A 10,029-nucleotide genomic window follows, 5' to 3' on the forward strand; every position below is an offset into this window, starting at 1 on the left:
AATATGCGATATGAGAACATCTATAAGTCCCTTCTTTTTTATATTGTTGGTTTAGCTCTTCTATATGTGTCAATATTTCTATCTAACAACCTAAAGTTTAATGGAAATTTCATATCGGCATTGCCAATAGTTTTGCCATTGGTTTTTTCCATAGCCTCTATTGGTGTGGCAGTTATTTTTATAATGGAAAAAGACTCCCCTTGGTTTTTCAGAACTGGCATGATGAGTTTAGTTGGTGGAATCACTTTATTTTCGTTCGGTATTCTAGCATTTTACTTGGGAGTAAAATCCTTAGTATGGGCAGGTTCATTTGTAATTGGTATAATGTTAATTTTCGCTGCGATGGTTAGATTATTCATTCAGGGTGGTTTAAGTGCTTACAGAAAAGCAAAGAATTAGGGCAGTATTTCTTTTAGTTCTTGGAGGCATATTCCTTATCTCAGGTATTGCAGATTTATCCTCATTATTTATCGTTCATAACAGTGAGTCTTTTGGAACGGTAATTGCATCGTTCTCCATTCTTGCGGGAATATATTTCCTTCTAGATGCATACTTGGTCAAAAGGAACAAACGACCAAAAGACTAAGAGAGCACTTATGAATCGTTACAAATATCATATCATTCTTGTGATCACCGTATCATTTGTTGTTTTGATAATCAATATTATGGCATTCATGTCAAAGAACGTCTCTGACTCTCTCTACTTTTTCGACATGGCCTATGTAGTTGGAAACAGTGCTCATTTTGTTGCACTGTCCATTTCATCAAGTGGTATTAGCGCTGAGGATGAAAAGAGGTCAACTTGATTTTGATTGCTGATCACAATGAAATCTTTGCATGTTTCTCAGCGTAAAAACTATAATGAAAATGCCGTTTTAACAAGCAAGTTGGAGATACCGAAAGAGCTTCCTAAGAACGAGATATGGGCTAACTATTTTGTAGAAGGATTCCGGAGCATATTCTACTACACTCTACCCGACATCTGGGATGCCAGGGTTATTGGAATCCTCAATATTTTCAACCTTCTTGGAATTACACCAATACAAGCCAAGCTGATTGATAAACTTCAGGAAGAATTTGGAAAGGACAGAAAGTTTTACTGGAACCACATCAATGGTCTCGCGAAGAAGTGGAGAATGCTCAATGTTGAGTATGACATCCATAAGAACAAAAAAGTGTATTTTGTCAACAGGGAGTTCATTCTACATGACGATCTCCTTACAAAGGAGAAGATATCCGAGCTATTCTCAATGTGGGTTAAGGTAGCCAACCTTTACTATGGCACTGATGAAAGCAGAAGACTGAAAACTGTGTTTTTTTGTGGAAGATGCAAGTTCAAGAACGTCCTTAAGGATATGAACAAGGCAGAGTTCTTGTTTTTTGCAAGAAATTTCATGGAAACCTCTGAATACTACTGCCTGAACTGCGGAACCTACTACGGTTTCTTCAGAAGAAAACTTGATGCCAACGAGTACAAAGACTGGAAAGGCTTTCCTTTTGCCTACGGGAAGAGAAGAAAAGATGCAGTTCCCTAGTATTTAATCCTATCTTTTGAGGATAAAGCCGCTCTTCTCAATACATATGTATGGAAGATGCCAGAAGAGTCAGTGTTGCAAAACTGAAGGCAAACTTCGCAAAGAAATTCCCGGATCATCTGCTGACCAGGGTACTGCTTTCAGAGCCGGACATTCTTGCCAAAGAAGAATTCCTGGCAAAGGCGCAGACATGGCTTGCTTTCTTCCATGGAGGAAATGAAAATGAGTAAAATGAGAAGAGTGGTTGTGAACGGCAGTGAGCCTGAATATTTTGAAGGCTCCCAGCCTGAAATAGTAAGATATGAGATTGCCAATCCGCAAAAGAAAGGCACTCTTGAGAGATTGCAGGAGACCATAATCGGGAACACGGTAAACCAGTATGAGCTCGAAGACAGGAGACAGATCGCAGCCATCAGGGAGTTCATGGAGCGGAATCCCGACATAAGCTACGTGGAATACGAATCGAATCCTGTATTGAGAATGGATCTAGTGATAACGAGACGTGGCCTCATATTTAAACGCGAAGAAGCCTCAATATCCGCGACGCTGACCCCGAACAGGAGATTCAGGGCGCAGAGGTAATCATGGACGAAGATGCAGCAACCTTCGGATTCCTGATCACCGCCGTTGCCGTATTTGTAACAGGCATGGTATGGCAGAGTCTCTGGTCCTTGCTGCTTGCGATGACAATTTCGGGAAACCTGTTTTACGAGACTATAGGAATAGCAGGCTTTATTTTGGCTTTCATAGGAGCCCTTGTCCTGCTGTACTGTGCTCTCGTACTCCTCGCATACGTCATCATTTTTGCAGTGATATTCGGAATTCCCGCTTGCCTGGTCTACCTTGTTCTGGGCCTGGAATACTCCATAGTTCTCGCAGGGATCATAGGGATCATTGCCCTCGTATACCTGGTAGAAACGCGCACTGTAAAGGTGGAACATTACACAATTACGCTCAATCCTCACAGACGATACATAATAAAAAGGTAGCCGGATATGAATAAATATTTGGAAGACCAGAATAGGGTTATGAGAGAATATGGCTTCTCTGAGCTAATAAATGCAAGAAGGGTGCTTTCCAAACCCCTCATTGAGCTGCCGCTGAGGAATCAGGAAAGAATGTTCTACGACCTGTCAAGGAGACTGAAGCGCTTTGCCGGCCACACAACAATTGCATACATCATCATTCCCGATATGGAAAGAGGCAAGTTCAAGCGAGATGAATGCTCAGCAAAAGCGACAAATCTCAGGGATTACATTGAGCATAAGGGAAACAGGAACGTATCAATTACGGGCGTTTCCGGACAGGGAAAGAGCTACCTCACCATGCACCTGCTCTCTAAATTCGAGGACAGGCAGAGAATAATATTCTCATTCAAGCCCGATGACCATGAGGTACACCTTGGAATACCAGTGATAGATGCAAAAGAGTGTTTGCCAAATCCATTCAGGGACATAAACGCCTTCTCCGAGGCCTATATGACGGCATTTTTCGGTGAGAAAGTAAGCTCCGGAATACAGCTGCAGCAGACTCCTGCCTTTTTGCAGGAGATAGCGTCGCAGAGCTCAGACTGGAGGAGCTTCATGAAAACGATCGGCGAGAAGAGGAAATCCGCATCGAAGAACCAGATTGAAACGCTCAACGCCATAGAGCAGAACGTCAAATCACTGGTCATAGAGGACATGGGGAATGTCGAACTTGCGAATGAGAGCACCGTGTTCGACTTCTCAACGTTGCCGACAAAGCAGGCCCAGAACTTTTATGCCGAGCTTATGCTGAGGCAGATATACAGGGAAATGGAAGAGCGCAAAAGAAAAGACGCTCTCATATGCATTGACGAGGCCCACAGGCTTACCAAGTCATATCACACCATCCTTGATGTTATGTCCCGCGAGATAAGGGACAAGGGAATGCTGTGGATAATAACGCAGAATCTTATCGACATACTGCCGGAGATGAGGGCAAACTTCGGCACGAAGTTCACTTTCAAGTTGGGAGATGCAGACCTGCAGATTCTGTCCTACAACCAGCTTGTAAGATTTTCCGTCTCAGTGCTGCAGCCTAGACAGTTCACGGACATAGAATTCCCTGAGAGCCAGGCGTTCACTCCGGTGCTGACATACATTTCCGACGGCAATGAATACAGAGAAACGCAGAAGATTCTTGCAGCGGTCAGGGAAGAAAGGATGGAAGAGGGAGCCGGAGGGAGAGGGAAGGACATAGACTACAAGGAGGAGATTCTGCAGATTCTCAGCGAAAGAATGTCCTATGCAACCGAAATGGGAAAGGAAATATCGGCGAAATACGGAATCAGCAAGGATCAGGCAAAACTCGGAATAAAGACCATTCTTGAAGAAATGAAGAACAACAATGAAGTTGGCAGGGTCAAATACCTCAGGGATGGCAAACCAATCGTTATGTACTATTCGAAGAGCCCCAACCTCTCTAATCTCCACACAGGAATGCAGAGCCAGGCAGTTGACATCCTAAACGAGCTTGGTGTATCCGTAAACAGGATATCGACCACCGGAGAAAGAGGAGCATTTGACATAGAGACAGATTTCTTCATGGTGGAAATCGAGACGGGCTTGAAGCATAGCATGGAAGACTTGAAAGAAAGAATAGTGGGAACTAACTTGAGGGTGATAATTGTTGTTCCCAACAGGGAGCTTATAGACAAATATAAGGGACTTGGAGAAAGAGTCATGGTAATGACAATGGATTCATTAAGAGAGATGCTAACAGAGCCTGAAAAGGGAGTGTTATCATAGCCTTCTATCCTCTTTTCCTTGAGTTATGGATATATATAGTCTAAAGACCTAACATGAATAGGTGAATAAATGGTTGGATTTCATCCTATAAACCGGGTAATGACTGTTGGGACATTTCTCTTCATAGCGTCATTGATTGTAATGGTGTCAGGCTGGTTAATCAGAAATTACTATGGAAGTTCAAATCTGGCAACTGTTATTTGGGCTAATTTCTTCCTGTATGGATTGCTGGCATTCGTTATATCCGTGATATTAGTTTTTGTTGGTACAATTCTGGGAGCTAGGAGTGGAAAGTTGCAGGAAAGAGCAGGCAACATTTGGAACAACAGGCCTGGAAAGAGATAAACAGGTATCGTAACCGTACGCAAAAACAGGTTAATAGAGTTGATCTAAGTGGTTTCAATTCACCCTACCAATAAAATTCATCCTTTCTATGCGATGGTGTCTTATCTGATTGGGTTGGGACTAGTTTACCTATCTATATATCTTTCAATTCATCTAAATTTTAGCTCTTCTTTTATTGCTCGCCTTCCATTGGTCTTCCCAATTGTATTTTCAATGATTGCCATTATGTTTGGCACATTATTCCTTATGAGGCGTGAATATGGATGGTTCTTTAGGACTGGGATTATGAGTCTTGCAGTAACTTTGTTCTTCTTTCCTCTCGCTTTGGTAGCCATTTCTATGGATGCTACCTTTGTGGTATGGGGTCCATTGATCGTCTTTGCAGTTCTTTCCTTCATAGCTGGACTTGTCAGATTGGTAATTCAAGGTGGTATCCAGGCATTCAGAAAATACAAACGGGGTGAGGAATTTTAGGAACCTATGCTGTTGAATAAAACAAGCTCGTTTTATGAATTAACCGCTAACCGTTAATCCAAAAAGGTTAACCATAAACTTATAACTCTTTGCTTCCAAGTTCAATCAATGATCATCTCCATTGCCAACCAGAAGGGAGGTTGCGGAAAGACGACAACTGCAGCGAACCTGGGAGCTTTGCTTGCAAAGAAACACAGGGTGCTTCTGGTTGATATCGACCCGCAGGGAAATCTAACCACTCATTTTGGTATCAACAAAGCGAACCAAAAGCACACAATATACGATGTTATGCTCAACGGCAGGATTGAGGATGCAATCATCCGAAAGGATGGAATCGATATAGTTCCCAGCACAATCGATCTTGCAGGCGCAGAGGTAGAGCTAACCGGAAAGATTGGCCGTGAATACATCCTTGATAACGAGCTAAAGAGGATATCCAGAAAATACGACTTCATCATCATAGACACACCACCAAGCTTGGGTATATTCACAATCAACTCGCTAGTTGCATCAGATTACGTGCTTATACCAGTGCAGGCAGAATTCTTCGCTTTGGAGGGATTAACCCAACTCATGAGAGTCATAGAACTCGTGAATTCGAGGCTATCAAGAAACCTGAAACTGCTTGGCTTGGTTATTACGATGTTCAATTCAAGGACGCGGTCGTCCAAAGAGGTTCTTGAAGATGTCAAGAAACACTACTCAAAGAACCTGCTTAAGACAGTTATCCCAAGGAATGTGACGATAACGGATTCCACAATGGTAGGCTCTCCTGTTGTGAGATATCGGAAAACCGCGCCTGCTTCAAAGTCATATATTGCACTTGCAAGGGAAATTGAAAGAATAGTCAAGGTGAAATGATGGCAGATATCAAGAAGAGAGGATTGGACAGTCTCATATCACAGAACACGCACTCTGGTGCAGAAACAAGCGAAGCAGTGGTGAGATACACGAAGACTATAGGCTTTAAAGTCACTGAAAAGCAGTATGAAACGTACAGAAGGTTCGCGAAATACTTCGGGAATGAAGAACTCATAAAGAAATGGCGCAACGATCTTAACAGGATATCTGAGGAGAAGGGCAAAGACATGGAAATCGTAGAAACTGAAATCCGAAAACGGTTAACAAAGTGATGGTTAACCACTAACGTAAAGTTCTAAAATGATCGAGTGTTTAACGATCAAGGCATTATATGCCTTATGTGAGTAGAGGGGAGATAATGACATTCTCAGGTAGATTTACACGCTGGATTCCGTTGATAATAGTGGCAGTTGTCGACTTCTTTGTCCTCTTTTCAGTTCTCTACTTCATACCAAGTTCATCACCATTTTACACACCGCTTTACTATCTGTTTGATGCTTTAACCTTCGCTGCTGTGGTAATTACCTGGCAGTCTATCAGGTTTAAGACTGGCTGGGGCAGAAGTTTTGTTTCCAGCTCCAAACCTAAGTTCACTTATAGCACTATAGTGGATGATTCCGACACTGACGAATATAAACAGAAGCTGAAGGAAGCCTCAGACCTTTATCTCCAAGGAAAGATAGACACCGATGATGAATTTTTCTCAATAATAGGCGAGCATACACCAAAGGAGGAGCGTATTTTTCGTGCCCTAAAGGGAACCAGGGAAAACCTTGGAAAAATGGGCAAGTGATAATTGTGAAAGAGCAACAATCAGGCATCTACCAATGTGAAATTTGCAAACTTCATTACAAGTATAAGTCAGACGTAAAAAAATGTCAGGAATGGTGCAGCCAACACAATTCATGCAACCTTGAGATAACCGCAAAGTCGCTGGAAAGGGAGGGTTTATGCCTCAAATGTTAAACCGGAGAGAATACTTTGTCATTTCCACTTCCATCGCAGTATTGGGTCTGGTGGCTTTGACGGTTGGCCTTTACTACCTGTTTAAGTACATGAACTCTAATTCACTGGTAAACATTGTATTCTACGCTGCTCTCTGGGTTATTGGAGTTTTGGCGCTTCTAAGAAGATACTCAAAACGAAGAGCCTTGAAAAGCAATAGCTCATAACATAACTGTCACTAAACTTGTAATTTTAGTAACGCTACTAAACACTGGATTTTAATAACATATGCGTCCCTAAATTCTATGATTTAAATGACACTTGCTTTTGCCTATGTCAGGGCAAGCACCATAGAAGAGGTCAGGCAGGGCTCAAATGAGAGGCAGAAGGAGGCAATCAGCAAGTATACAGGCCAGAAAGGCTACGAATTGGAGATATTTGAAGACAGGGCGAAGTCAGGCAAGAATACGCTGAGGCCAGAATTCGAGAGGATGCTCAAATCGCTCGACAGAATGCCCCAGATTGTTATTGTTTCCAAGATAGACAGGTTTGCCCGCTCTTTATCAGATCTGCTGAAAACCCTTGAATACCTTGACCAGAATGGCGTAGGATTCGTCAGCGTCAATGACCCAGGCATAGATACCACAACACCTAATGGTAGGCTCCTCCTGCAGATTCTGGGCGCATTCGCTGAATTTGAGAGGAACATGATCAATTCCAGAACAAAGGCAGGCAGGGAACAGGCACAGATCAGGGGTGTCAAATTCGGAAGACCTCCCCTGAAGACCAGAAGCGGCACCTTCATAGACCGAAGAAAAGTAATCGAACTAAAGCAAAAGGGATTATCAGCAAGAGCCATAGCGAAGTCCCTTGAATGCTCCACCACTCCGATACTGAGGATTCTGAGGGAAAACCACTAACTGACCAGAAAGAGAGAGAGTCGCCGAACGCGTCAGCGGTTTTCTTATATATATTATATAACTGATACAATGAACATAACATACCAGAAAAATGGAATTTTGTTATTTTTTGAACAGCATCATCTTATCTGGAAGCCTCACTCGTTTTCTCACACTCTCTCTCCAAGATATGAAATTACCATTTTGCAACACTGCGATATTCGGCTCGTTCGGAAGTCTTAAGAATTTTGCGTGTCCAATCAAATAGCTGCAAGGGTAATCCAATGTCCATGAAAGATCCCATATCGTTTGTGGAGGAGAAGGTGAAGGAGAGAGCCAAAGAGACGAGCAACATAAAGAGTGCAATAATCTTCGACATGGACTTCAAGCCGCCAAGAATCCTCATAAGAAGTGAACTGAACAAGGTAACAAACGACCTTGCTGATTATGTGAACCTGAACCTTCCAAGGCACATAATCATATATGGTTCCAAGGGCTCAGGAAAAACCCTTAGCGCGCTGACAATAGCATCTGCGTTCAGGGAAAGCAAATCCATACCGTTTTTCTACGTAAACGCAAGAGAAAACCCCACATCCATAAAGATTTACCGCAAGCTAACGAGAATTGACAGCAGAGGCCACGACATCGATGAGGTGAAGAGCAGGTTCGATTCCATGCTTTCCGGAAAATCCATCGTTATCCTTGACGAAGTCGATTTTCTCCAGGACTATGACATATTGTATCACTTAACCAGACACACCAGGGCCAATCTTATCCTCTTAACGCAGAAGGTGTACTGGTACAAAGACATGAACGATGAGAGCGTCAAGAGCTCTTTGCAGCCGGATCACATCGTATTCCATGAATACAGTTCAGATGAGATCAGGGAGATACTGAAGATGAGGGCTGACGAGGGCCTTAACAAATACGACAAGGAGTCTCTGGGTTTATTGTCGGCGATGCTTGTGAGGGACTACAGGAGCGATGCAAGGATAGGCATCAAGGCACTGGAAATTATCGGCAGGCTGAACAAGTGGGACGATGATTCCGTAAGAACTGCCCTGAAGCAGGCCTATGTGGAAGTGGAGGGCGAAACACTGAAGAACCTTGGAGACCGGGACTTATTGATACTGGCAGCCCTGATCAAGAACCAGGATACTAACAGGGCATATTCCGAAGTTTCAGCGTCAGGCAACATGCTCCTCAGAGGAGTGAGCAAGTCAACGTTCTTCCAGAGCGTGAACTACCTGCAGAATCTTGGTCTCATCACGCTCATCAAGAAGAAGATAGGCAGATATTATACAATGGAGTCACAAATATTATTATCGGATGAGTCTATTGTATCTGGAGAGCTAAGAAAGAGGCTATGAGTATGGGTTATCTATTTCAAATAAGGAATAGATGACCGATCTTTAAAGAGGGATAAAATGCAGCTTGATGGTGAATTAAAGAGAGAGTTAATAGCTAGGATTGAGAAAAACGAGAGGATACCTGAGACTTTCAAGAATTTACTATTTCCGCCAAAAGAAGAGCCAAAAGAGATTGAGTTAAAATACGGCATAAAGGAAAGGGAAGAAGATATCCTAGCAGACACGATGGCAATGCCATTCCAGCCCGTAATGCAATTCGGAAAAATATCAGATGAAGATTGGAATAACATGCTTATTTCTGGAGATAATCTTCAAGCACTGAAATTTTTGCTAAAGCTAAAATATGATGGCAAGTTAAAAAACAAAGACGGGACAGAAGGTGTGAAACTTGTATATATTGACCCACCATTTGCAACGACTCAAGACTTCTCTGGTAGAAACGGGGAAAAAGCATACTCTGATAAATTAAGCGGGGCAGAATTTGTTGAATTTCTAAGAAAAAGACTCATATTTTTGAGAGAAATATTATCAGATAATGGTAGTATATATATTCATCTTGACGAAAAACGTAGTCATTACGTCAAAGTGGTTTTAGATGAAGTTTTCAGATCTGGAAAATTTCAACGTGAAATAATATGGAGAATTGGATGGATCTCTGGATACAAGTCAAAAGCTTCTAACTGGATAAGAAACCACGACGTTATCTTATATTATACAAAAAATCCAAACGACTTTATTTTTAATAAACAATATATCAAATATCCCAAGGGGTATAAAAGAAGAGACGGAGTTGAACCCGAAGGTGAGGGTTATCCAATTGAGGATACTT

Annotated in this window: 17 protein-coding genes; 16 read left to right on the top strand and 1 reads right to left on the bottom strand. The window is 42.3% G+C overall.

The annotated features are described in order from the left end of the window. Nucleotides 1-3 precede the first annotated feature (3 nt). The 9 genes from AMDU4_RS07130 to AMDU4_RS07170 all read left to right on the top strand — a co-directional run bounded on the left by AMDU4_RS07130 (nucleotide 4) and on the right by AMDU4_RS07170 (nucleotide 4,651). The gene (locus AMDU4_RS07130; RefSeq protein WP_021787307.1) at nucleotides 4-399 is read left to right on the top strand and encodes a hypothetical protein; all 396 of its coding nucleotides are present in this window, start codon (nucleotides 4-6) and stop codon (nucleotides 397-399) included. Further along, nucleotides 374-586 carry a hypothetical protein gene (locus AMDU4_RS07135; RefSeq protein ID WP_021787308.1) on the top strand — a complete coding sequence of 71 codons (213 nt, stop codon included), beginning with the start codon at nucleotides 374-376 and terminating at the stop codon, nucleotides 584-586. Before AMDU4_RS07130 ends, AMDU4_RS07135 begins: the two co-directional genes overlap by 26 nt. 10 nt (nucleotides 587-596) lie before the next feature. Beyond that, a complete protein-coding gene (locus tag AMDU4_RS07140; RefSeq protein WP_021787309.1) occupies nucleotides 597-806 on the top strand; it encodes a hypothetical protein in 210 nt (69 codons plus the stop codon). A gap of 18 nt (nucleotides 807-824) precedes the next feature. Beyond that, complete coding sequence (locus tag AMDU4_RS07145) at nucleotides 825-1,535, top strand: hypothetical protein (protein ID WP_021787310.1); 711 nt, start codon at nucleotides 825-827, stop codon at nucleotides 1,533-1,535. Nucleotides 1,536-1,585: 50 nt separating this feature from the next. Then, a complete protein-coding gene (locus AMDU4_RS07150) occupies nucleotides 1,586-1,765 on the top strand; it encodes a hypothetical protein (RefSeq protein WP_021787311.1) in 180 nt (59 codons plus the stop codon). Continuing rightward, complete coding sequence (locus AMDU4_RS07155; RefSeq protein WP_021787312.1) at nucleotides 1,758-2,117, top strand: hypothetical protein; 360 nt, start codon at nucleotides 1,758-1,760, stop codon at nucleotides 2,115-2,117. The genes AMDU4_RS07150 and AMDU4_RS07155 overlap by 8 nt, the downstream gene beginning before the upstream one ends. A 2-nt stretch (nucleotides 2,118-2,119) precedes the next feature. Continuing rightward, a complete protein-coding gene (locus AMDU4_RS07160; protein ID WP_021787313.1) occupies nucleotides 2,120-2,524 on the top strand; it encodes a hypothetical protein in 405 nt (134 codons plus the stop codon). A gap of 39 nt (nucleotides 2,525-2,563) precedes the next feature. Then, the gene (locus tag AMDU4_RS07165) at nucleotides 2,564-4,306 is read left to right on the top strand and encodes a hypothetical protein (protein WP_290704515.1); all 1,743 of its coding nucleotides are present in this window, start codon (nucleotides 2,564-2,566) and stop codon (nucleotides 4,304-4,306) included. A gap of 69 nt (nucleotides 4,307-4,375) precedes the next feature. Beyond that, a complete protein-coding gene (locus AMDU4_RS07170) occupies nucleotides 4,376-4,651 on the top strand; it encodes a hypothetical protein (RefSeq protein ID WP_021787315.1) in 276 nt (91 codons plus the stop codon). Nucleotides 4,652-4,800: 149 nt separating this feature from the next. Here the strand turns inward: AMDU4_RS07170 and AMDU4_RS07175 are convergent, their stop codons facing one another. Next, nucleotides 4,801-5,049, bottom strand: coding sequence for a hypothetical protein (locus AMDU4_RS07175; RefSeq protein WP_021792168.1), 249 nt, complete (start codon nucleotides 5,047-5,049; stop codon nucleotides 4,801-4,803). 184 nt (nucleotides 5,050-5,233) lie between these two features. On the opposite strand from AMDU4_RS07175, the gene AMDU4_RS07180 reads away from it, so the two are divergent. From AMDU4_RS07180 to AMDU4_RS07210, 7 genes are all read left to right on the top strand, one after another. Then, complete coding sequence (locus tag AMDU4_RS07180) at nucleotides 5,234-5,986, top strand: ParA family protein (RefSeq protein ID WP_021787317.1); 753 nt, start codon at nucleotides 5,234-5,236, stop codon at nucleotides 5,984-5,986. Continuing rightward, nucleotides 5,986-6,258, top strand: coding sequence for a hypothetical protein (locus tag AMDU4_RS07185; protein ID WP_021787318.1), 273 nt, complete (start codon nucleotides 5,986-5,988; stop codon nucleotides 6,256-6,258). The genes AMDU4_RS07180 and AMDU4_RS07185 overlap by 1 nt, the downstream gene beginning before the upstream one ends. A 122-nt stretch (nucleotides 6,259-6,380) precedes the next feature. After that, nucleotides 6,381-6,779, top strand: coding sequence for a hypothetical protein (locus tag AMDU4_RS07190; RefSeq protein ID WP_290704518.1), 399 nt, complete (start codon nucleotides 6,381-6,383; stop codon nucleotides 6,777-6,779). A 166-nt stretch (nucleotides 6,780-6,945) separates the two neighbouring features. Beyond that, nucleotides 6,946-7,158, top strand: a complete 213-nt coding sequence (locus tag AMDU4_RS07195) for a hypothetical protein (protein WP_290704521.1) — start codon at nucleotides 6,946-6,948, stop codon at nucleotides 7,156-7,158. A gap of 87 nt (nucleotides 7,159-7,245) precedes the next feature. Further along, nucleotides 7,246-7,851: a recombinase family protein gene (locus AMDU4_RS07200; protein WP_021787321.1), complete on the top strand. Its 606-nt coding sequence runs from the start codon at nucleotides 7,246-7,248 to the stop codon at nucleotides 7,849-7,851. Nucleotides 7,852-8,114: 263 nt separating this feature from the next. Further along, complete coding sequence (locus AMDU4_RS07205; RefSeq protein WP_021787322.1) at nucleotides 8,115-9,200, top strand: AAA family ATPase; 1,086 nt, start codon at nucleotides 8,115-8,117, stop codon at nucleotides 9,198-9,200. Nucleotides 9,201-9,257: 57 nt separating this feature from the next. Then, nucleotides 9,258-10,029 (top strand): DNA methyltransferase (locus tag AMDU4_RS07210; protein WP_021787323.1); only part of this gene is annotated, 772 nt, incomplete at its 3' end.

The sequence above is a fragment of the Ferroplasma sp. Type II genome, assembly GCF_000496155.1.